Source organism: Pseudodesulfovibrio senegalensis (assembly GCF_008830225.1).
Classification (GTDB): Bacteria; Desulfobacterota; Desulfovibrionia; order Desulfovibrionales; family Desulfovibrionaceae; genus Pseudodesulfovibrio; species Pseudodesulfovibrio senegalensis.
Map to the genome: position 1 here is coordinate 51,096 of NZ_WAIE01000008.1, position 21,568 is coordinate 72,663.

At 62.0% G+C, this 21,568-nt stretch carries 18 protein-coding genes; 10 read left to right on the top strand and 8 right to left on the bottom strand.

Going from position 1 to position 21,568, the window contains the following annotated elements; all coding sequences use genetic code 11:
- Positions 1–42: 42 nt before the first annotated feature.
- From F8A88_RS14385 to F8A88_RS14395, 3 genes are read left to right on the top strand one after another with little or no spacing between them, the layout of a single operon-like run.
- Complete coding sequence (locus F8A88_RS14385; RefSeq protein WP_151151876.1) at positions 43–2,754, top strand: bifunctional acetate--CoA ligase family protein/GNAT family N-acetyltransferase; 2,712 nt, start codon at positions 43–45, stop codon at positions 2,752–2,754.
- Complete coding sequence (locus F8A88_RS14390; RefSeq protein ID WP_241667473.1) at positions 2,751–3,881, top strand: glycosyltransferase; 1,131 nt, start codon at positions 2,751–2,753, stop codon at positions 3,879–3,881. The genes F8A88_RS14385 and F8A88_RS14390 overlap by 4 nt, the downstream gene beginning before the upstream one ends.
- Positions 3,856–4,887 (top strand): glycosyltransferase family protein, encoded by a 1,032-nt coding sequence (locus F8A88_RS14395; RefSeq protein ID WP_241667474.1) that lies wholly within the window; start codon positions 3,856–3,858, stop codon positions 4,885–4,887. The genes F8A88_RS14390 and F8A88_RS14395 overlap by 26 nt, the downstream gene beginning before the upstream one ends.
- 628 nt (positions 4,888–5,515) lie before the next feature.
- Here the strand turns inward: F8A88_RS14395 and F8A88_RS14400 are convergent.
- The 8 genes from F8A88_RS14400 to F8A88_RS14435 form a co-directional block, all read right to left on the bottom strand.
- Complete coding sequence (locus F8A88_RS14400) at positions 5,516–6,592, bottom strand: MerR family transcriptional regulator (protein ID WP_151151877.1); 1,077 nt, start codon at positions 6,590–6,592, stop codon at positions 5,516–5,518.
- Positions 6,585–6,830, bottom strand: coding sequence for a hypothetical protein (locus F8A88_RS14405; protein ID WP_151151878.1), 246 nt, complete (start codon positions 6,828–6,830; stop codon positions 6,585–6,587). Before F8A88_RS14405 ends, F8A88_RS14400 begins: the two co-directional genes overlap by 8 nt.
- A gap of 303 nt (positions 6,831–7,133) precedes the next feature.
- On the bottom strand, positions 7,134–8,399 hold the full coding sequence (locus F8A88_RS14410; RefSeq protein ID WP_161598437.1) for a GGDEF domain-containing response regulator: 1,266 nt from the start codon (positions 8,397–8,399) through the stop codon (positions 7,134–7,136).
- A 124-nt stretch (positions 8,400–8,523) separates the two neighbouring features.
- Positions 8,524–9,792 carry a DUF3426 domain-containing protein gene (locus tag F8A88_RS14415; RefSeq protein WP_151151880.1) on the bottom strand — a complete coding sequence of 423 codons (1,269 nt, stop codon included), beginning with the start codon at positions 9,790–9,792 and terminating at the stop codon, positions 8,524–8,526.
- Between the two features lie 27 nt (positions 9,793–9,819).
- Positions 9,820–10,356, bottom strand: coding sequence for a hypoxanthine phosphoribosyltransferase (hpt, locus tag F8A88_RS14420; protein ID WP_151151881.1), 537 nt, complete (start codon positions 10,354–10,356; stop codon positions 9,820–9,822).
- Positions 10,357–10,377: 21 nt separating this feature from the next.
- Complete coding sequence (locus F8A88_RS14425) at positions 10,378–10,842, bottom strand: N-acetyltransferase (RefSeq protein WP_151151882.1); 465 nt, start codon at positions 10,840–10,842, stop codon at positions 10,378–10,380.
- Complete coding sequence (locus tag F8A88_RS14430) at positions 10,843–11,328, bottom strand: TlpA family protein disulfide reductase (protein WP_151151883.1); 486 nt, start codon at positions 11,326–11,328, stop codon at positions 10,843–10,845.
- Between the two features lie 70 nt (positions 11,329–11,398).
- Complete coding sequence (locus F8A88_RS14435) at positions 11,399–13,837, bottom strand: homocysteine S-methyltransferase family protein (RefSeq protein ID WP_151151884.1); 2,439 nt, start codon at positions 13,835–13,837, stop codon at positions 11,399–11,401.
- A gap of 255 nt (positions 13,838–14,092) precedes the next feature.
- On the opposite strand from F8A88_RS14435, the gene F8A88_RS14440 reads away from it, so the two are divergent.
- From F8A88_RS14440 to glpX, 7 genes are read left to right on the top strand one after another with little or no spacing between them, the layout of a single operon-like run.
- Positions 14,093–15,088 carry a sigma-70 family RNA polymerase sigma factor gene (locus tag F8A88_RS14440; RefSeq protein ID WP_151151885.1) on the top strand — a complete coding sequence of 332 codons (996 nt, stop codon included), beginning with the start codon at positions 14,093–14,095 and terminating at the stop codon, positions 15,086–15,088.
- A gap of 35 nt (positions 15,089–15,123) precedes the next feature.
- The gene (locus tag F8A88_RS14445; protein WP_151151886.1) at positions 15,124–16,836 is read left to right on the top strand and encodes a tetratricopeptide repeat protein; all 1,713 of its coding nucleotides are present in this window, start codon (positions 15,124–15,126) and stop codon (positions 16,834–16,836) included.
- Positions 16,833–17,690, top strand: a complete 858-nt coding sequence (locus tag F8A88_RS14450; RefSeq protein ID WP_151151887.1) for a hypothetical protein — start codon at positions 16,833–16,835, stop codon at positions 17,688–17,690. Before F8A88_RS14445 ends, F8A88_RS14450 begins: the two co-directional genes overlap by 4 nt.
- Positions 17,687–17,992: a hypothetical protein gene (locus F8A88_RS14455; RefSeq protein WP_151151888.1), complete on the top strand. Its 306-nt coding sequence runs from the start codon at positions 17,687–17,689 to the stop codon at positions 17,990–17,992. The genes F8A88_RS14450 and F8A88_RS14455 overlap by 4 nt, the downstream gene beginning before the upstream one ends.
- A 24-nt stretch (positions 17,993–18,016) precedes the next feature.
- Positions 18,017–18,457, top strand: coding sequence for a ribose 5-phosphate isomerase B (gene rpiB / locus F8A88_RS14460; protein WP_151151889.1), 441 nt, complete (start codon positions 18,017–18,019; stop codon positions 18,455–18,457).
- A 24-nt stretch (positions 18,458–18,481) separates the two neighbouring features.
- Positions 18,482–20,458 (top strand): transketolase, encoded by a 1,977-nt coding sequence (gene tkt / locus F8A88_RS14465; protein ID WP_151151890.1) that lies wholly within the window; start codon positions 18,482–18,484, stop codon positions 20,456–20,458.
- 11 nt (positions 20,459–20,469) lie between these two features.
- Entirely contained in the window at positions 20,470–21,456 is a 987-nt protein-coding gene (gene glpX, locus F8A88_RS14470; protein WP_151151891.1) for a class II fructose-bisphosphatase, read from the top strand.
- The last annotated feature ends 112 nt before the right edge of the window (positions 21,457–21,568 follow it).

Consider the following 21,568-nt stretch of genomic DNA (forward strand, 5'->3'; position numbering starts at 1 on the left):
CTGCTGTTTCAGCAAACCCACACAGAGCAACCCGAGGAGCCCATGAGCGTCGTCAACCTGGAATACCTGTTCAGTCCCCGCTCCGTGACCGTGATCGGCGCAACCAACGATCCGGCCAATCCCGGCAACATCGTCATGAAAAACCTCATGGCCGGAGGTTTTGCCGGACCGGTCATGCCGGTTTCCGGCGAGGCCGAGGCCATTGCCGGCGTCCTGACCTTTTCCAGCGTGGAGGCCCTGCCCAAGGCCCCGGACATGGCCGTGGTGGCCTCGCCCCTGCACGAGGTGCCCGAGGTCATCGCCAGCCTGAAGAAAAAGGGCACGCACGCTGCGGTTCTGGTAGGACCGGGCTTTACCGGGCTGGACCCGGACGAGGTGCAGGACGTGCGCGAAACCATTCTTTCCGTTGCCGAGCCCCCGGATTTGCGCATCCTCGGCCCCAAGTGCCTCGGGTTCATGGTCCCGGCCCTGAACCTGAACGCCTCGCTGGCCCATGCAAAGGCCAAACCCGGCAAGGTGGCCTTCATCTCCCAGTCCGACTCCCTGTTCGCCACGGTGCTGGACTGGGCCAAGGACAAGGGCATCGGCTTTTCGCATCTGGTTTCGCTGGGACAGCGCGTGGACGTCACCTTTGCGGACATCATCGACTACCTCGGCTCGGACCCGGCCACCCGCTCCATCATGATCTACATGGAATCGCTCACGGACGCGCGCGAATTCATGTCCGCGGCACGGGCCGCGGCGCGCAACAAGCCGGTTCTGGTGCTGCGGCCCGGAATGGCGCTGGATTCGCTGGTGCCGGGCATGGGGTGCCGGCAGGTGGGCGGCAAACGGCTTTGCGACGAAATCTACGACGTGGCCTTCCGGCGCGCGGGCATGCTGCGCGTGGACTCCATCGACGGCCTGTTCGACGCGGCCCAGACCCTTTCCATGCCCAAACCCGTGCGAGGCGAGCGCCTTGCCATTCTGACCAACGGCACCAGCGCCGGCATCATGGCCGCGGACAGGCTGCTGGCCGGTGGCGGCACGCTGGCTGATCTTTCCGAAGAGACACAGGCCGGACTGTTCGACCTTACGGACGGCAAGATCACGGGCAACAATCCCGTGGACATCCCCTTCAACGCGGACGGGGACATGTATTCCAAGGCGCTCAAGCTGCTCACCAAGGACAAGGGCGTGGACGGCATTCTGGTCATGCACGTGCCGTGGGCGCAACAGCCCGAGGTGGAAATAGCCGAGGCCGTGGCCAAGACCCTGAAACGGGTCAAGCGCATGGTGCTCACGGCATGGCTGGGCTCGGGCGGTGCGGAAAAGGCGCGCGCAGTATTCGCGGAGGCGGGCATCCCCAGCTACGAATCCCCGGCGCAGGCCGTGCGGGCCTTCATGTATCTGGCCGAGTACCGCCGCAACCAGGAACTGCTCATGGAGACTCCGGATTCCCTGCCCTCGGACTTTTTCCCGGACACGACCACTGCCAGAAGCGTGGTGGAACAGGCTCTGGGCGACGACCGCGAGGAACTGACCGAACCCGAGGCCAAGGCCGTACTCGCGGCCTACGGCATTCCGGTGGTGGAAACGCGGCTGGCGGTCTCGGCCAAGCAGGCCTGCATCGCCGCGGACGAGCTGGGGTATCCCGTGGCTCTGAAGGTGCGCTCGCCCCAGATCGACCAGCCCTTTGACGTGGGCGGGGTGCTGCTGGACCTGGAAACGCCCGAGCAGGTGTGGGAAGGCGCGGCCACCATGCTGGCCCGCGTGAACCGCGAACGGCCCGACGCCTACATCGAGGGCTTCATCGTGCAGAAGATGGGCAGGCGCATGGGCGCGCACGAGCTGTTCGTGGCCGCCGAGGTGGACCCCGTGTTCGGCCCGGTGATCCATTTCGGCCACGGCGGCATGGCCCGCGAAATGATCAAGGACGACGCCATCGCCATGCCCCCGCTCTCCATGAGTCTTGCCCGCGAAATGGTCGAACGCACGCGCATCTTTGAACTGCTCAAGGGCACGCCGTCGCAGCTCCCGGCAGACGTGGACGACATCTGCCTGACCATCATCCAGATTTCCCAGCTGCTGGTGGACGTGCCCCAGATCGCCGGGCTGGACCTCAACCCGCTGTATGCGGACAGTGAAGGCGTTCTGGCGCTCGGCGGCAAGATCCGTGTGCACCCCTTTGACGGGCATGGGCAGGAGCGTCTGGCCATCCGGCCCTACCCGCGCGAGCTGGAGGAATGCATCACCACCCGCTCGGGCCGCAAGGTGACCATCCGGCCCATCCGCCCCGAAGACGAGGAAACCCACCGCATGTTTCTGGAACGCCTTTCGGACGAGGATTTGCGCATGCGCTTTTTCGGCGTGGTGCGCCGCGATTTCGACCACAAGGATCTGGCCCGCTTCACCCAGATCGACTACGACCGCGAAATGGCCTTCATCGCACAGGCGGAAACCGACGAGGGCGAGGTGGAGACCCTCGGGGTCATGCGCACCAACACCAAGCCGGACAACTCGGACGCGGAGTTTGCCATCGTGATCCGCTCGGACCAGAAAGGGGACGGGCTCGGCTCCCTGCTGTTCGGACGCGGCATCGACTACACCCGCGAACGGGGCACGCTGCGTATCTCCGGCCAGACAATGGCCGAAAACAAGGCCATGCAGGGACTGGCCAAAAAATTCGGCTTTGCCATCTCCCCGGCAAAGGACGACCCGGACCTCGTGGACATGGACCTTGAGCTGAACAAAGAACCCGGGACAACAGAGTGACGCTGCACGTGCATCACCATACGGCCCTGCAACTGCGCGGAGGAGCCGTACGCGTGGCCATGCTGCTGCAACGCGGGCTGGCGAACGCGGGCGTGGACTGTTCGGCCTCCTTTGAATTCGCGGAAACCGGGGACCTGAAAACCGCCACGCCGCCGGAGAGGCTCGGCCCGCTGGTGCGCGAAACCGCGCCCAAGGACGCGCTGGTGCACGTGCACGGCAGCGGCGACTGGGTGCGGCTGCTCAGCTCCCTTGATCGTGCGCCGGTCATGACCCTGCACGACTGCGACCTGTTCACGGGCGGGTGCGCCTATCCCCTGAACTGCGCCCATTTTTCCGAAGAATGCAAGGAGCCCTGCCCCAGGGATTACCCCGAATGCGCGGGCTACCGCGAGGCCAAGAAACTGTTGGTGGACAAGCTGCAACCCGTGCTGGTCTCGCCCTCGGGCTGGCTGGCCGGGCTGGCGCGCGAGGCCCTGCCCGGGCATACCGTGCGGGTGATCCCCAACGGCATCCCGTGGCCGGAAACCCCGCCGGACAAGGCTGCGGCGCGCAAGGCCATGGGCATCCATCCGGCCGCCCGCGTGGTCGTGTTTGTGGCCCACGGCGGGGAAAAGGCCGCCTACAAGGCAGGCAACCGCTGGTGCGAGCTTTGGGACGACCTGTGCAAACGCGCACCCAACATGGTGGGCTTTGCCGTGGGCGGCGACACCGCATTCACGCACAACGGCCTGCACTTCTGGCCCTATGTGGACAGGACACGCATGGCCCGGTTGCTGGCCGCGGCGGACGTTTTGCTCTATCCCTCGCTGGCAGACAACCATCCGTTGGTGGTGCTGGAGGCACAGGCGCAGGGGTTGCCCACGGTGGCCTTTGCCGCGGGCGGCATTCCCGAACAGATACGGGACGGGGACACCGGCCTGCTGGTGCGCGAACAGGATTTTGGTGCGCTGGCCGAAACCGCCGCCACCCTGCTGACCCGGCCCCGTCAGGCGCGCGAAATGGGCGTTGCCGCATTTTACCACGGGCAAAAACGCTTCACCATGGAACGCATGGTCAACGACTATCTGCGCCTGTACCGCGCGGCGGACCAACAGGACAAAAATGAAGAGGACGCAAGGGATGCATGAAAACCTGACCGTGCCCTTTGCCGGGAAAAAGGTCTTCTGGTTCGGAGAGCGCTATTTCGTGGACGCGCTGCAAAACATGGGCGCGGACGTTACCTATGCCCGGCCCGACGGCCGCCCGCTGGACTGGCAGGGCGTGGTGCGCACCGCCGGGTTCGAGCCGGATCTGCTTGTGTACGGCGACCGCAGCCTGCCCGTGCCGCTTCTGGGGCTGGAAGACTATCCATGCCCCACCATGTTTCTGTGCGTGGATACGCACATCCACAGCTGGTATCCCTTTTATGCGCAGGCGTTCGACCTGTGCACCGTGAGCCTGCGCGACCACATGGAAACCTTTTGCAACAAGCGCCTGCCCGACGAACGCCTGCTGTGGCTGCCGCCCTTTGCCAGGGACGAAGACCTGCCCAAGCCCATGGACAAGGAATGGGACCTGCTGTTCGTGGGCAACGTGGGCGAGGACATCTTTCCGGTGCGCACGCGCATGCTGCACGAGATCGGGAAACGCATGCCCGGGCTTGTGGTCAGGCAGGGGACCTACCGCGACCTGTATCCCAAGGGCCGCGTGATCCTGAATATTGCCGAACGCGGGGACCTGAACTACCGGGTCTTCGAGGTGCTGGGCTGCGGCGGGTGTCTGCTGACCCCGGCCATCGGCCACGGACAGGAAGAACTCTTCGAAAACGGACGCGACCTGTTCACCTATCCGGTGAACGACGTTGACGCGCTGGTGGAAACAGCACAAAAGCTGCTGGCCGAGCCTGAACTCTGCCAACGGGTTGCGGCCAGCGGTCAGGCCAAAGTGGACGCCATGCACCGGGCCAGTCACCGCGCCGCCGAGTTCGCGCGCTGGGCCGAGAGCTTCGACCTGAACACGCTGGCAGCGCAGCGCAGGCGGCAGGCTCCGGTCATCCACGACATGTTTTTGCGGCTTTTGTACCTGCATCTGGCCGAGACCTGCGGGAATGATGTGCTGGCCATGGCCTACATGAAGGCGGCGAAAAGAGGATAATCAGGGATTATCCTGCAAAAATTATTGTTTTGCCAAGGAAGAGTGGCGGGACGCGGTGGTTTGTCTGTTGCGCTGACACACAAAAAAACACCATAAAAACATCTTTATTGAAGGTTTCGCCCTCCAGGGCGACCTTCTTTTTCTGCTGGCGCAGAGAAAAAGAAGGCAAAAAACTGCGCTTGGCCCGCAACCTCGTGGGCTTGAGCGGGGTTCGCAAAAAAACAATAGACTGACCGACGAACAGGCCAGAGAACCGAGCGGATGTGTTTGATTGCCGCACAATCCCGACGGCCTTTTCCCGTCTGTCCGAGTGTCGGCTGAAATCGAGCCATCCTATGGCTCGGTGCGATAAAATATGCACGAGGACGGTGATACAAATTTCAGAAAATCAGCGAGGCACTGCAAACTGCCGACGCAGGGCGGAAATAAGGCCTGGAAGGATTGGGGGATAGGTCGCAGGAAAGGGGGCAAGGAAGGGGCGGCCAAAGCCGCCTTCCTTACCCCCTTTCCTCAAATGGTTCTCGTCATACTCGCACGAAAAGTCTTTGTACGACTGCGCGTCAGCGCAACGTACTCATGAAAAATCTGCGGCATCAACTCCCTGGCCGCACGCCAGCACACCCCCAAACTACCCGTCAATCCTGTCCTTGATCTGCCGAAAAAACTCCTGAAGAAACGCAGGCGTTGTCTCCTCGCCGTTGACATCCAACCGCCAGAACAACACCACCAGATTGCCGCGCGGGGTCTTGGTGCCGCCAAAGAACAACTCGTGCCTGTCATTGCTGGCGTTCTGCATGGTCAGCACCCATGAACGGTCGCGACGTTCCCAGCTGGTCAGGCTCAGGCCGGTGCTCTTGCCCTCCTGCATGACGGCATCCACGAATCCTTCCAGCGGAACGCGACCGGGCAGGCCCAGAAACTCGTTCTGCTCGTTGCGGATGACGATGGGGGTGGTCATGAACGTTTCCGAAGGCTGCGGCAGGCCTTTGGCCGAGGCCGCGGATTCTTCCTTTTCAGGCTGTTCGGCCTGCTCGGGTTCTACCGGCTGCCATGCCTCGGTTTCCGGCTTCACGGATTCCTGCCTGTTTTTATCCTCGGCATCCGCGCCGGGCTGTCCTTCAAACGTATAGGACTTGGTGCCGCCGGAACCGCGCACGTTGATGATCTTGCGCGCCCGCACCTTGGCTTCTCCCTCGGGCGGGGTGGTGCGCAGATGATCCAGCAGTTCGGTGAACATCTGTTCGTTGCGGGCTTCGGCATCGGCAAAACTGCCCAGAGCCTTTTCAACCTTTTCCAGCCGTTTGTCGGCCCGGGCCTGTGCCGTGGCCAGCTGGGCCATGCCATGCATCATCTGTCCTGCCGTCTCGAAGAACTTGTCCAGATACTCCCTGGACACCCCGTTCAGGCCGGACTCGCCGCCCGCTTCGTTGCCGGAGGCACGGACGCCGGTCTTTTTCAAATCCTTGCGGCTGATCTCCCGAAAACGCCCCTTGAGCACCTTGTAGGTCTCGTTGATGCTCATACCCTTGGTGAAACAGTCGCGGATGCACAGGCAGATATCCCCGGCCTCGGGTTTGAAGCGGATGGGCTTGCCGTCCGTGTGCACGGGAATGAACGTGGGAAATTTGCGACGGTAGCTCTTGATGGTGGTCTCGGACACGCCGCAAAGCGCGGCAAGATCCTTGTGGGTCAGGGTCTCAGACATGGCGTTTTCTCGCTGTTGTTGTCAGGGAAACAAAATCCGAGGCGCGGTTCGCTCCCGGCTCGTCCAAACGCAGGGCACGGCTCCATACCGGAACGATGCGTGCCGGGAGAATGGGTGCGGCATTGCCGCCCACGCTGCTTCCGGCCAGCCGCAACGCATACCTGCGCGCGGATTTCCCCTTGGATATTGGCGTGCGATACAGGCCGTATACACGCATTGAAACATTGTGCGTCGTCATCAATCGTCACCTATCGACAGTCTTTTATAACAAGGGAAGATGCCTTTCGGAAACTTATCGATATTTCTATCGTGGCCTCGCTTGCACGTCAAGCCCAAAACAGGACGCAGGGCGTTGCCCTTGACCCTATTCGGTTTTGCATTCTTCAAATACGAAACAGGTTGCGAGGCATAACGCTTCGTCGAGCTCCTGCCAACTCAAAAACCGAAATCTTTTTTTCTTTCGATTTAAATCCCCCCACTGCAACCAACAGCGGCCCGGTCGGCTTTGCCGATCGGGCCGCTCGCCAAAATTCTTCACCGCTTAGCCTTGCACCACGCGATTTCGGCCGCCTTCCTTGGCTTGATACAGGGCCATGTCCACACGCTTGACGAACGCCTCGCGGTCTTCGCTTCCTGCGGCAACAGCCGCCCCGAAGCTGGAGGTCACGGGCCGGGGCACGCCGGTGAATGAAAAGGATTCCACGGCCCGGCGCAACCGCTCGGCCACCTGCGCGGTGCGCTGCATGGACGATCCCGGGGAAAGCACCATGAACTCCTCGCCGCCCCAGCGCGCAAGCCGGTCGGTTTCGCGGATGTTGTCGCGCACCAGCGCGGAAATCTCGCGCAGCACGGCATCGCCCACGTCATGACCATACTCGTCGTTGATGGATTTGAAATGGTCGATGTCGAACATGACCAGCCCGGGAGCATGGCCCGCAGCCAGTTCGGCATCCAGCAGACGCAAAAAGCTGCGACGGTTCAGGGCCTGGGTCAACGGGTCGGTGGATGCCTCGTCCTGCAGCATGGCGCGCTCATCCTCCAGTTCGCTGATATCCTGAAAGGAAAAAAGCCGCAGGCGGCTGTTGGGAAACGGAGAGTGGGTCACGGTGAACACGCCCGGCACGCCCGAGGGGTTGCCCCGGCCCTTGATGCGCAACACCTGATCCCGGTCCAGCTGGTCGTCCACCACCGTGCGCACCCAGCCGCTGTCGCCACCCTGATACGGTTCACCGTTGATCTCCACGATGTTGCCGCCCAGCGATGCTCCGGCGGCGTGCATATGCCGATGGGAATCAAACCCCAGATACGCGGCCAGCTTGCGGTTGGCGTAAACGGTCCGTCCGTCGTGCTCCAGCAGGGCCATGCCCGGAAAAACATCCAGCAGGTTCCAGAGCATGGTGTCGCTTTTTTCCAGCTTTTTGCGCATGAACACGGTGCGCGCGCACCGCCGCACGGCCTCCAGCAACCGCTTGTCACGCACGGGCATGCGCAAAAACGCGTCGATGTTCATTTCCACGGCCTTGAGCAGCACCTTGGGATTGTAAAGATCATAGGCCACGAGCACGGGAACGTCCTCGTCGTCTTCACGGATGGCCGCGATCATGTCCGGCCCGTCCAGCACGGGCAGGACCATGTCCGTCAGCACCATGTCCGGCCGGTGTTCGCGCCAAAGGCGCAGCCCTTCGCGCCCGTCGCGCGCCTCGCGAACGGTCCCGGCCACGCGGGCCAGCAACGCGGCAATGCGCTCCCGCTCGAAATCATCGGCCATGACCACCTGTACGGACAGATTCCGTTTTGCGTCCCTCATGCTTCCTCCCGTCATGCGCCAGTATAGACCGTGCATGCCGCCACTTGCAACAAACCCCTTGGCGACAATGAAAAAGGGCTGCCGACATGCGCCGACAGCCCCGGTTGTTCAATGTACAATGCGCCTATTTGGGCGTCTTGGCGTCCACCACCTTGACCCCGAACTCCTTGATGTCGTTCACGGGCTGCTCGAAAAACACGAACATGAACGGCGTGGAAGCGCCGGGCCGCAGGAAGGTGTTGTTGGAAAGGATGCCCACCTCGGACTTGAGGCCGTCCTCGATCTCCTTGCGGCTCTGCACCTGCAACTGGAACATGGACAGCACGTTGCCGCAGAGCATCTGCTGCGAGGCCACCACCTTGGACTGGGCATCGAACAGCTGGGCCTGCACCTCGATGCGTTCCTTGGGCGTGGCAAAGTTGTTGACCGCGGTTCCCTGAATCACGAACAGCACGCCCGCCTTTTCGTTCTTGGCGTAGAACTGGCGCACGTTCTTGAGCTCGATCTTGTTCACGCGCTGCTCCGGGGACTCGCCCGGTTCCACGTCCTGTCCGGCCTCGTCCGCAAACCAGCTGCCCACATAGGGCACGTTCTGGAAATAGGAGCCAAGGTCGATACCCACGAGGGTCCAGGCCTTGAAATACACGCCCCCGCCGATGAGCAGCACGAACGCCAGCAGAATGATGATGCCGGTCAGGCTGCGCTTGGGCTTTTCGTCCAGATCGAGGCTCTGTTCAAAGAGGGATTCGTCCTCTTCCTCGTCCCCGTCCTCATCGTCGTCGGCAAAAAGATCCTCATCCCCGGCTTCGGATTCGGCCTCGGCCTCTTCGTCGAACAGGCCGCCCATGTCGGCGTCGTCGCCGGCAGGCTCTTGGGCTTCGGGTTCATCGTCGCCGAAAAGGTCGTCCACCTCGTCCAGCCCGTCCGCGGAGTCCTCGCTGCGGCTATCCTTGGGCGGTTCGTCGCCGAAGAGTTCTTCCTCGCCACCCTCGAACAGGGTTTCGTCGGGTTCGGAGGCAGGCTCGGCAGCTTCGCCGTCCTGATCGTCGAACAGGTCGCTGAAATCATCTTCGGGCGGCGCGTCCACGCCCGAGGACTCTTCCTCGCCACCGGCAAACGGTTCTTCGGTATCCAGCTCCGGGGAAGCCGCCTCGGTTTCCTGTTCGGCCTTGGCCTGGTCAAAGGCCGCGTCGAACTCGGAATCGGATTCCGGCTTTTCCACGGGGGCTTCCTGCTCCAGCAGGGCCTCCACTTCCTCCTCGACCTGCGCCGAGGGAGGATTCACCTTGAACATGTGCCCGCAACGCGAGCACTTCACCTTGGAACCGCCCGGGGCAATCTTGTCTTCGGGCAGATTGTATTTGGTCTGGCAATTTGAACACGTAACAATCATTGGGCGATCTCCAGTGTTGTCCGCAGGTTATTCCCCGGAATCCGTGGCCAGCTCGTAGATGGCGTCCAGTTCCCGGTAACGTTCGGCGTAATCGAGGCCATAGCCAACGATGAAACCCGAGGGAATGTCAAAGCCCGGAAAATCCACGGTGACGTCGATTTCCCGACGCTCATGTTTATCAATAAGCGCGCAAATTTTCAAACTCTTGGGATTTCTCTTTTTCAACACGTGCAAAAGGAAATCCATGGAATGGCCGGTATCCACGATGTCTTCAATGATGAGCACGTGTTTTCCGTCCACCGACACTTCCATGTCCTTGGAAAAAACAATGTCTTCCCCTCGGGCCGTGGCTGCACCATAGCTGGCAAGCCGCACGAAATCCACCTGCACTTCCCTGTCTATGGACCGGATCAGGTCCGAAAAGAACAAAAAAGCGCCCTTGAGCACGCAAACACAGATGAGCGGAGCGTCATCGTCATAGGCGCGGGCGATTTCGCCCCCCATTTCATTGACGCGATTGCGGATTTCCTCTGCCGAGATGAACGGTGTCAGTTTGTGGGCCATAAGGTCCTGCCGGGTTTGGAATTAAAAACGAAAGGTCATGGCCACTTCATTACAGTGGTCAGGAAACCGGGGACAGTTGAGACAGTCTGACCAAATCTTCTGGTTCAGACGTTCCTTTTCGGTCTGCTCAAAGCCCACCTTGGCAAAAAAGCCCGGGACTTCGGTCAGGGTAAAAACAGTCGGGATGCCCAGAGTCACGGCCTCGCTCAGGGCCGTTTCCACAATGGTCCGGCCCAGCCCGGCCTTGCGCAGCTCCGGGGCCACCACCAGCGAACGGATTTCGGCCAGGTCTTCCCATGTGATGGAAAGGGCCACGCAGGCCACGACCTCGCCGTCCTGTTCGGCAACGAAAAAGTCGCGCAGGTGCGAATACAGCTGGCTGATGGAACGGGGCAGGACCAACGCCTCATGATCCCTGCGCATGAGCAGCGAATGGATGGCCCGCACATCTTCGATCCGGGCCTTGCGAATGAGGGGGGTCGGCACCTATTTCTCCAGAATCTTGTTCAGGAGCATGGCCAGCATGCTCCGGGGAAACAGTCCGGCCCGGCTGAAGGTGACCTCGCCCTGACCGTTGAAGACCACCAGGTGCGGAATGGCCGAGACCTTGAAACGGGAAGCCAAGGTCTGGTCGCCCATATACACGGGCACGCCGGGCTTTTCTTTGGCAAAGAATTTTTCCACGGCCTCGCGCTTTTCGTCCATGGAAACGGCCGCAAACACGACCTTGTCCCCGTAGTCGGCAGCGGAAAGGCCCAACTCGGGAATTTCTTCGCGGCAGGCCGGGCACCACGTGGTCCAGAAACAGAGCACGAGGGGCTTGCCCCTGCTCTGTTCAAGCAGGGCATCAAACCCGGCGGAATCCAGGGACGGATAGCCCGCCTCGGTCTTTGCGGACGAGCAGGCTGCGAACAGGAAAATCATGGCCGCCAGAATCACGGCGGCCGTTGTATACAGACGGAACTTCTTCATGAGCACCTCGATGGTTTCTGCGCGTGCTATAGCAGTCTTTTCACCGGATTTGAAGCAGTTCCCCGCGGAATCACTGAACCAGACGCTGGGCCAGCTTCACGGCCTCCATGGCGTCCGTGGACCAGCCGTCCGCGCCGATGGAGGTACAGAACTTGTCCGTGACAACGGCCCCGCCGATCATGACCTTGGTGTCCATGCCCCGTTCCCGGACCATGTTGACCGTGTCTTCCATGCGCACCATGGTGGTGGTCATGAGCGCGGAAAGCCCGATGATGCTCGCGCCGTGTTCCTCGGCCGCGTCCACGATGCGCTCGGCGGACACGTCCTTGCCCAGATCCACCACGTCAAAGCCGTAGTTCTTGAGCATGAGGCAGACGATGTTCTTGCCGATGTCGTGGATGTCGCCCTCCACCGTGGCCATGACCACCACGGGCTTGTCCTTGCCCCCTTCGGAGGCGTCCAGCAACGGCTGCAACCGGCCGAATGCGGTCTGCATGGTCTCGGCGGAGCGCAAAAGCTGGGGCAGGAAGTATTCCTTGCGGTCATACTTTTCACCCACTTCGAGGATGCCGGGAATGAGCATGTCGTTGACGATGTTCATGGCCTCCACGCCCTTTTCCAGCTCGGCCTCCACCAGTGCGACCACGCCTTCGCGGTTGCCCGAAACAACGGCGGAAAGCAATGACGCGCCCTGTGCACCGTCATCCGTGGCCGGGGCCTTGTCCGAGCCCGACGCCGGGCCGGAGCCGGTGGCCGCGCCGGACGCGCTGCCCGGAGTCCAGTCCGCATAGCGGTTGATATAGCGCTCGGCCTGCGGGTCGCGGTTCAGCAACACCTCCACGCTGTGCAGGGTCTCCTGCAAGCGCTGGGAATTGGGGTTGGAAATGAACGAGGTCAGGCCCGACGTCATGGCCATGGCCATGAACGTGGAGTTGAGCAGTTCACGCGCGGGCAGCCCGAAGGAGACGTTGGACAGGCCCACGGTGGTGGCCAGCCCGAGCTGTTCCTTGCAGTGGCGCACGGTTTCGAGAAAATGTTTCGCGGCCTCGGGCTTGGAGGAAACGGTCAGGGCCAGACAGTCCACCACCACAAGACGACGCGGGATGCCCAGCGCAAGGGCCTGACCCAGCAGCTCCTCGATCACGGCGATGCGCTCGGCGGACGTGACCGGCAGTTTCTTGCCCTGAATGGGCAGCAGGATGAACGGCGCACCGAACTTCTTGCACACCGGGCCGAGCCGTTCCATCTTGCCCGGCTCGCCGGAAATGGAGTTGACCAGCGGCGACCCCGGATAGTTCCACAGCCCGGCCTCCACCGCGTCGGAATCGTTGGAGTCGATGGACAGGGGGCAGGGGAAGCGCGACACAAGGGTCTTGACCAGTTCGGGCAGCAGTGCGGCCTCGTCCACCAGCGGGGCGCCCACGTTCACGTCCAGCACCGGAGCGCCCTGCTCCAGCTGCTCCTCGGCAAAACGCAGGGCCTCGGCGAATTGGCCTTCCTGCAACTCGGCAGTGAGCTGCTTCTTGCCCGTGGGGTTGATGCGCTCGCCGATGATCACGCCGCGATGGTCGAATCCCACGGGCACGCTCAGGGAGCGGGAAGTCAACACGGTCTGGGCCGTGTCTTCGGGTTCGGGGCGTTTCCATTTGCGGCCTTGGGCCATGCCGCGCAAAAGGCGGATATGCTCGGGCGTGGTGCCGCAGCAGCCGCCCACGAACTTGGCGCCCACGTCCAGCAGGCGCACGGCCTGTTCGGCAAACGGTTCGGGCGCGAGCCGGAACACGGTGTTGCCCTCGTCGTCCAGTTCGGGCAGGCCCGCGTTGGCCTCGGCAAAGGTGGGCGTGTTCAGGCGCGAGGACCATGACGCAAGGGTGTCGCGCATCTGTTCGGGACCGGCCGAACAGTTGGTGCCGATGAGCTCCACGCCCATGTTCTGCATGGTATCCACAAAGGTCAGCGGGCTTGTGCCGGTCAGGCAGGCCTCGCCCTCGAAGGTCATGGACACGGCCACCGGCAGGTCGCAGACCTCGCGGGCGGCCACCACCACGGCCTTGGCCTCGGCCAGGTCGAAATGGGTCTCGCCCATGATCAGGTCGGCCCCGCCCGCAACGCAGCCCTTGATCTGCTCCTTGAAAATATTCACCAGCTCCCGGAAGCTCAAATCGCCCAGCGGCTCCACGAACTTGCCGGTGGGACCGATGGACGCGGCCACAAACGCGCGGCCGTCCGCCACCTTTCGCGCCAGCGCCACCATGCGCCGGTTCAGCTCGAAAACATCCACGTTCAGCCCGAGCTTGGGCCCGGAACCGCCGAATGTGTTGGTGGTGATCACGTCGGCACCCGCCTCCACGTAGTCGCGGTAGGCCGAGGCGATCACATCGGGCTGCTCCATGCCCCACAGTTCCGGGGAAAGACCCGCGGGCAGGCCGCGCTCCATGAGCAGGGTGCCGTACCCCCCGTCATAAAAATATATGTTGTCGTCCTTGAGTATGCTTCTGAAGTCAGGCACTGGTTCCTCCGGGTGTGAGCGGGCTGCCGCTGTTGCGTACGGCGCGACCCTGCAAATATATCAAGATTGCTTGATGTAGTCCGGGGCCATAAAAAAATCAAGTCCGGGGGACGCGCGCCCCGCAAAACCGGACCGCTTGGCAGACGGACCGAAAAGCATTGAAAAACGCGGATAAAAATTATAGTCTTGTACACTGGTAACACAATGAGAAAAATCCCCCGGCGTCCAAGGGCGTCGTTCAAATAACTTTCCATAATGAAATCCAAAAAGAAACAAGACCAAAAAACGGCGCGCATCCCCGAAATCGTGGATGGCGACGCCTCCACGGAACTGGCGGAGAAGTCATCCGACACCCTGCCTGCGCCTTTTGAGCTCAAGGGCTCGGAAGTGGGTCTGCGCGACCCGTTGCAGCTGTACCTCAAGGAGATCGCGCGCTTTCCCATGCTGGAACCGGACGAGGAATACCGGCTGGCCGTGCGCGTACGCGAAAAGAACGACCAGGACGCGGCCTTTCGGCTGGTGTCGTCGCATTTGCGGCTGGTGGTCAAGATCGCCATGGACTTCCAGCGGCGCTGGATGCAGAACGCGCTGGACCTGATCCAGGAGGGCAACGTGGGCCTGATGAAGGCCGTGCAGAAGTTCGACCCGGAAAAAGGCATCAAGTTTTCCTATTATGCGGCGTTCTGGATCAAGGCCTATATCCTGAAGTTCATCATGGACAACTGGCGGCTGGTCAAGATCGGCACCACCCAGACCCAGCGCAAGCTGTTCTACAACCTGAACAAGGAACGCCAGCGCCTGCTGACACAGGGATTCGACCCCACCACCGAAGTGCTCTCCGAAAACCTGAACGTCTCGCAGGCGGACATTGAGGAGATGGACCAACGGCTCTCCAAGAACGACATGTCGCTTAGCCAGCCCGTGGGCGAAAATTCCGATGCCACACGCATGGATTTTCTGCCCGCGCTGGACCCGGGTGTGGAGGAAAAGCTGGCCAACGACGAGATAACCGGCCTGCTCATCGACAACCTCAAGACCATCGAGCCCCTGCTCAACGAAAAGGAAGTGGTCATCCTCAATGACCGCCTGCTTTCCGAAGACCCCGTGACCCTCCGCGAAATCGGGGAACAGTTCGGCGTGACCCGCGAACGCGTGCGTCAGATCGAAGCCCGGCTGCTCAAAAAGATTCGCGAACACCTCACGGATCAGGTGCAGGACTTTTCCAGGGACTGGATCGAGGAAGACGCCTAGTGCTACATTCACAACGTTACCGTGCACGACACTCCATGACCGGGTTCTGCCTGCTGGTCCTGCTGGGCCTGACCGCCTCCGGCTGCGTGCAGTCCGTGCGCACCCCCCCGGCTACCGGGTCAGTATCCATCTCGCCCCGTGCCGAGACCACGTACAACTATCTCGTGTACCAGGATCTTGCAGGCCGCCTGAACAAGGCGCTGCAGGTGCCGGGCACCATGACCCAGGAGCAGATAGACGACCTGCGCCTGCGCACCATCGAGGCACTGGACCGGGTCATGGCCGACGCCCCCTCGGCCCAGCTCTACCGGGACAAGGCCGCCCTGTACTGGACCGAAGCGCAATACGGCCGCAAATCCCGCGAGATTCTCACCGAAGGGCTGAAAAAATATCCGGGCGACCGGATCATGACCATGTATCTGGCCAACTCATGGCTCATGGAAGGCAAGACTGCCCGGGCCGCGTCCATCATGAACGACTACCTCGGGGAACACCCCGACGACATGGAAGCCCGGGAACGCTACGGCCAGATGCTCGTGGAGGCGGGCAATTACGCGGACGGGCTGGACCAGCTCAACACCATACCCGAAAGCAAGAGCACGGCCGAAACCTACTATTACCGCTCCCGCGCGCTGGGCAAGCTGGGCGACCGGGAAAAGGCCATCGACAATCTCAAGAAGGCCATCAAGCGCTATCCCGACTTCGTGGAAGGACTGGCCGAGCTGGCCTACCAGTATGAGCTGACCCGCCAGTACACCTTGGCGGAAAAAACCTACGAGCGTCTGCTGGAAGTGGACGGCGGCCCGGAAGTCCGGCTGCGCCTCGTGGACATCAACGTCAAGCTGAACAATCTGGACAAGGCCCTGTCCCTTGCCATGGAAGGCCCCAAAACGAAATCCTTCCTGCTGGACGCGGTCAACAGCTTCATGGCCGAAGGCTTTTACGCACAGGCGTCCACCATGCTGGACGTGCTGGCCGGACGCAAACCCATCCCGGCCGAATACTGGTTCTACAAGGCGGTCATCGCCAACGAGGGCGAAGCCGACCCGGCCAAGGCACTGGGTTTTCTGGAAAAGGTGGCCCCGGACAACAAACACTATCCGCGCGCGCTCCAGTTCCGCGCCCAGTTGCTGAACCTCATGGGCCGCAAGCAGGAAGCCGAAAACGCCATTGCCGAAGGGTTGAAAAAATTCCCGGACCAGAGCCGCTTCTACATTCTCAAGGCCTCGCTGCTGGCCTCGCGCGGGGACAAATCCGAAGCCCTGGACGTTCTTGAGTCCGGACTGAAAAAACGCCCCGGCGACGCCGACCTGATGTATGAACTGGGCATGCTGCTGGACGGCATGGACCGCCGCCCCCAGGCCATGGAAATCATGGAAAAGCTGCTGGTCAAGCACCCGGACCATCCCGAAGCCCTGAATTTCGTGGGCTATTCCCTTGCCGAGCAAGGCAGGGACCTGGACCGTGCGCTGGTGCTGGTGAACAACGCGGCCCGGCTTGATCCGGGCAACGGCTACATCGTGGACTCCCTGGCCTGGGTCCACTACAAGCGCAAGGATTACGAAAAGGCATGGCAGACCATCCGCGAAGCCGTGACCATCGAGGACCACGACCCCACCATTTGGGAACACTACGGCGACATCGCCCGGGCCGTGGGCAACATCAAGCAGGCCCGCAAGGGGTATGAAAAAGCCCTGAAGCACGGCGGGGACCCGGAAAAACTGAACCGTAAGCTGAAGGCGTTATGAGCATACGCAACACCTGTCTCCTCTTGGTGGCCCTGTGCACGGGCGCGGCCCTGTTTGCCGGATGCGCACCCAAAAAGGCCTTTGGGCCCGGCATGGACACCGCGGACGCCGCCTATACCACATTCCGGGACGGCTACTGTCACGCTCCGGCTGGCGCATCCGTGCTCATCTCGGGCAGCCTGTACTACACCCGGGTCAAGCCCACCAAGCGCAGCAACCGCACCCTGATCCGGCTCTGGGGCGATTTTTCCCGGCCCCTGCGGCTGGACGTGGCCGCGGGCATGGGACGCATGCTGGCCCACATTCGCGAGGACCGGGGCGGATTGACCGCATTCTATCCCGACCAGAAGGCAGCCTACACCCACATGGACCCGGTCATCGGGGCCACCCGGCTGGGCATGCCCTTTCCCTTTTCCCTGCGCGACCTCGCCCTTGTGCTGGGCGGCTCGTTTTCCGAACTGCTGCCCTATCCTCCGGTCGAGGCCGTCCGCACCGCCACGGGCTTTGAATACTCTTTCAGCCAGGGGCCGGTGACCCGCCTCAAGCTGGACGGCTGGGCGCGCCCGGTGCGCATGGAGGGGGCGACCCCGATCAAAAATCATGCTACACGGGGCTGGAGCATCGACTTTTCCCGTTATCCCGACGACCGGACCGCGAAAGCACCCCTGCCTCGCATGCTTTCACTGGCTCTGGAGAGCGGCGAAAAAGGCGTGCTGCGCGTCAAGAACCGCGAGCTCAAACAGGGCGCATGGCCCGAACAGAAGCTGGACCTGCCCCTGCCTGAAGGCACGGAACTCTTTCGTCTGGACGCGCGGCGGGTGATCACGCACAAGACCACGGAGGAAGGCTCATGAGCGGCTATCATCCCGACGGGATACTCGACAATCTGATCTTCGGACTCAAGGTCTGGCTTGACGAAATCCGATGGATGGGCAAGACCTCGTTGCGCAGGTTCGAAATCGGGCGGCTTGAAAAGCAGCTCGAAGAGGAATATGTGCATCTCGGTCGCATCGCGGAAGCGCCGCGCGGCCGCAAAGAGGAAAAGGAACGCACCCTCGGGCAGATCAAATTTCTCAAGGAGGAGATCAACACCCTCCAGGAGGAGCTCGAGCAGGGCGACAAGGAACGCAAGGCAGCCCGCAAGGGCGCCGAATAGCCGGAAACGGCAAGGATTGCAGACATGGCCAAGACCATCATCATCGGTTCGGACCACGGCGGCTTCAACCTCAAGAAACATCTGGTGGCCCTCCTTGAATCCTGGGGCTACACCGTGCTGGATCAGGGACCGGATCGCGCCGAAAGCTGCGATTATCCCGAATTCGCGGCCAAGGTGGCCAAACGGGTTCTGGACGGCGAGGGACAGGGCATCCTGATCTGCGGCACCGGGCTGGGCATGTCCATGGCCGCCAACCGCTTTTCCGGTGTGCGCGCCGCCGTGTGCACCAACGAATTCATGGCCCGCATGTGCCGGGCGCACAACGACGCCAACGTGCTCTGTCTGGGAGAACGCGTCATCGGCATCGGAACGGCCGAGGGCATTGTGAAGGCCTATCTTGAAACCGAGTTCGAGGGCGACCGCCACAAGCGCCGCATCGACCTCATCGAAACCGTCAGCAAATGACATTCGCAAAGGGGATAGTTAATCATGAAGGATGATAGCCGGATGGACCAGAAGACCGTTGCCGTGGTCAAGGGGCTGATCATGGACGGGGTGGCCAAGGCCAACTCCGGACACCCCGGCGGGGCCATGTCCTCCGCAGACTTCGCAACGCTTCTGTACTCGGATTTCCTGAATTTCGACCCGGATGACGCCCAGTGGTTCAACCGCGACCGCTTCATCCTTTCCGCTGGTCACGAATCCATGCTGCTCTACAGCCTGCTGCACCTGACCGGGTTCGTGGGCATGGACGCGCTCAAGGAATTCCGCCAGATGGGCAGCCTGACTCCGGGCCATCCGGAAGTGCACCTGACTCCGGGCGTGGAAGCCACCACCGGCCCGCTGGGACAGGGCTTCGGCATGTCCGTGGGCTTTGCCGTGGCCGAGGCGTTCCTGCGCCAGAAGCTGGGCGCGGACGTCATGGACCACTTCACCTACGTGCTCAGCTCGGACGGCGACCTGCAGGAACCCATCGCCCTGGGCGCGGCCTCGCTGGCCGGTCTCTGGGGACTGGGCAAGCTGGTGGTCTTCTACGACTCCAACAAGATTCAGCTGGCCGGTCCCACCAACCGCGTGGACTGCGCCGACATCCGCAAGGTCTTTGAAGGCATGTGCTGGCAGGTGCTGGACATCGACGGCCACGACCACGGCCAGATTCGCAAGGCCGTGCAGGATGCCAAGCTCGAAGGCTCCAAGCCCACCCTGATCGTCTGCAACACGGTCATGGCCAAGGGCACCGCCAACATGGAAGGCGACCACAACACCCACGGCGCGCCCCTCAAGGCCGACGAAATCGCGGCCTCCAAGAAAAAGCTGGGCCTGCCCGCCGAGGACTTCCACGTTCCCGGCGACGTGGTGGACCATTTCCGCAGCCGCTACGATTCCATGCGCGCCACGGTTGCCGACTGGAAAAAGAACCTTGAATCCAAGCTGGCCTCGGACAAGGACTTTGCCGCGCTGTGGAACAAGATCACCACCAAGCGCTCGGCGCTGGACATCGAATGGCCCGAATTCACGCCCGGCGAGACCATGGCCACCCGCAAGGCGTGGGGCGCATGCCTGAATCAGGTCACGGACCAGCTGCCCAACCTGCTGGGCGGTTCCGCAGACCTCGATCCCTCCAACCAGACCACCAAATTCCGTGAAACCGTGGGCAACTTCGGCATCGACGGATACGGGGCGCGCAACCTGGCCTACGGCGTGCGCGAATTCCCCATGGCCGCCATCATGAACGGCATGGCCCTGCACGGCGGCGTCATTCCCTTCGGCGCCACGTTCCTGACCTTTGCGGACTACTGCCGCAACGCCATCCGCATGTCCGCCCTGCAGGAGCTGCCCTCCTTGTACATCTTCACCCACGATTCGTTCTGGGTGGGCGAGGACGGTCCCACGCACCAGCCCATCGAACACGTGAGCAGCCTGCGCCTGATCCCGGACGTCATCGACCTGCGCCCGGCCGACGCCACGGAAACCGCCGTGTGCCTCGACATCGCCTTCAAGCAGGACAAGCACCCTTCCTGCGTGTTCCTGACCCGTCAGGGACTGCCGGTTCTGGACCCGGCCGAATACCCGGCCGTGACCGACGGCGCGCGCAAGGGCGGCTACGTGATCAAGGACTGCGAAGGAACCCCGGACCTGATCATCGCGGCCTCGGGCTCCGAAGTCTCGCTGGCGCTGGAAACCGCCAAGCTGTTCAAGCGCAAGGTGCGCGTGGTCAACATCTGCAGTTTCAAACTGTTTGACGACCAGCCTGAATCATATAAGAAGGAAATATTGCCGCCCGAGGTCACCGCCCGTGCCGCAGCCGAAGCCGGAAGAACCGAGCTGTGGCACAAATATGTGGGTTGCGACGGCGTTGTCCTCGGTCTGGACCATTTCGGTCAATCCGCGCCCGGCAACCAGCTCTCCGAAAAGTACGGCTTCACACCGGAGAACTTTGCCCGGCTCATCAGGGAAAAATACTAGGAGTTTGACTCATGGAAGTCCCGCAGAAGAACCTTGCCCTCGACCTTGTCCGCGTAACCGAATCCGCGGCGCTTGCCTGCGCCCGCTGGCTGGGAAGGGGCGACAAGAATGAAGCGGACCGCGCGGCCGTCGACGCCATGCGCCTGTGCTTCAACTCGCTGGATATCGACGGCACGGTCATGATCGGCGAAGGCGAAAAAGACGACGCCCCCATGCTCTACAACGGCGAAAAACTGGGCCGCGCCGACGGCGGTCCGGCCGTGGATATTGCCGTGGACCCGCTGGAAGGCACCAATCTGCTGGCATACGGCCGCCCCAACGCCATTTCCGTTGTGGGTGTTTCACCCAAGGGCACCATGTTCGACCCGGGCCCCAGCTTCTACATGCAGAAACTGGTGGTGCCCTCGGCCGCCAAGAACGTGGTGGACATCGAAGCCCCGGTGCAGCACAACCTCAAGTACATTGCCAAGGCTCTGGAAAAGGATGTGGACGACCTGGTGGTCTTCGTGCTGGACAAGCCGCGCCACAAAAAACTCATCAGCGAAATCCGCGAGGTGGGCGCACGCATCCAGCTGCACACGGATGGTGACATCACCGGCTCGCTCATGGCCATTGATCCGCGCAGCGAAGTGGACGTGATGATGGGCACCGGCGGCACCCCCGAAGGCGTGCTCTCGGCCATCGCAATCCGCATCATGGGCGGCGAGATGTTCTGCAAGCTGGATCCCCAGCGTCAGGACGAGAAGAACATGCTGGCCGAGGCGGGCATGGACATTCGCCGGGTGTACACCGTGGGCGATCTCGTGGATTCGGACGACCTGTTCTTCGCGGCCACCGGCATTTCCGGCGGCACCTTCCTCAAGGGCGTCAAGTACACGGGCCACGGCGCCGAGACCTCCTCGCTGGTCATGCGCGGCAAGACCGGCACCATCCGGTACGTGGAAGCCATCCACGACTGGGAATCGCTGATGAAGTTCAGCGCTGTCCGTTACGACTAGCCGCTTTCAGAAGACGATAAAAAAGGCCGGAGCGATGCTATCGCTTCGGCCTTTCCTTTTGCTCTGACATGTCGTTACCGCACAGCGGCAGCGGAGAACGAAAACACGTTCA

Bases quoted from the DNA above. Each gene is read 5' to 3' on its own strand.
- F8A88_RS14400 (WP_151151877.1), bottom strand. From the start codon at position 6,592: ATGTCTGAGACCCTGACCCACAAGGATCTTGCCGCGCTTTGCGGCGTG.
- glpX (WP_151151891.1), top strand. From the start codon at position 20,470: ATGGAAGTCCCGCAGAAGAACCTTGCCCTCGACCTTGTCCGCGTAACC.
- F8A88_RS14415 (WP_151151880.1), bottom strand. From the start codon at position 9,792: ATGATTGTTACGTGTTCAAATTGCCAGACCAAATACAATCTGCCCGAA.
- F8A88_RS14385 (WP_151151876.1), top strand. From the start codon at position 43: ATGAGCGTCGTCAACCTGGAATACCTGTTCAGTCCCCGCTCCGTGACC.
- hpt (WP_151151881.1), bottom strand. From the start codon at position 10,356: ATGGCCCACAAACTGACACCGTTCATCTCGGCAGAGGAAATCCGCAAT.
- tkt (WP_151151890.1), top strand. From the start codon at position 18,482: ATGAAGGATGATAGCCGGATGGACCAGAAGACCGTTGCCGTGGTCAAG.
- F8A88_RS14440 (WP_151151885.1), top strand. From the start codon at position 14,093: ATGAAATCCAAAAAGAAACAAGACCAAAAAACGGCGCGCATCCCCGAA.
- F8A88_RS14455 (WP_151151888.1), top strand. From the start codon at position 17,687: ATGAGCGGCTATCATCCCGACGGGATACTCGACAATCTGATCTTCGGA.
- rpiB (WP_151151889.1), top strand. From the start codon at position 18,017: ATGGCCAAGACCATCATCATCGGTTCGGACCACGGCGGCTTCAACCTC.
- F8A88_RS14450 (WP_151151887.1), top strand. From the start codon at position 16,833: ATGAGCATACGCAACACCTGTCTCCTCTTGGTGGCCCTGTGCACGGGC.
- F8A88_RS14395 (WP_241667474.1), top strand. From the start codon at position 3,856: ATGAAGAGGACGCAAGGGATGCATGAAAACCTGACCGTGCCCTTTGCC.
- F8A88_RS14445 (WP_151151886.1), top strand. From the start codon at position 15,124: ATGACCGGGTTCTGCCTGCTGGTCCTGCTGGGCCTGACCGCCTCCGGC.
- F8A88_RS14410 (WP_161598437.1), bottom strand. From the start codon at position 8,399: ATGAGGGACGCAAAACGGAATCTGTCCGTACAGGTGGTCATGGCCGAT.
- F8A88_RS14430 (WP_151151883.1), bottom strand. From the start codon at position 11,328: ATGAAGAAGTTCCGTCTGTATACAACGGCCGCCGTGATTCTGGCGGCC.
- F8A88_RS14405 (WP_151151878.1), bottom strand. From the start codon at position 6,830: ATGACGACGCACAATGTTTCAATGCGTGTATACGGCCTGTATCGCACG.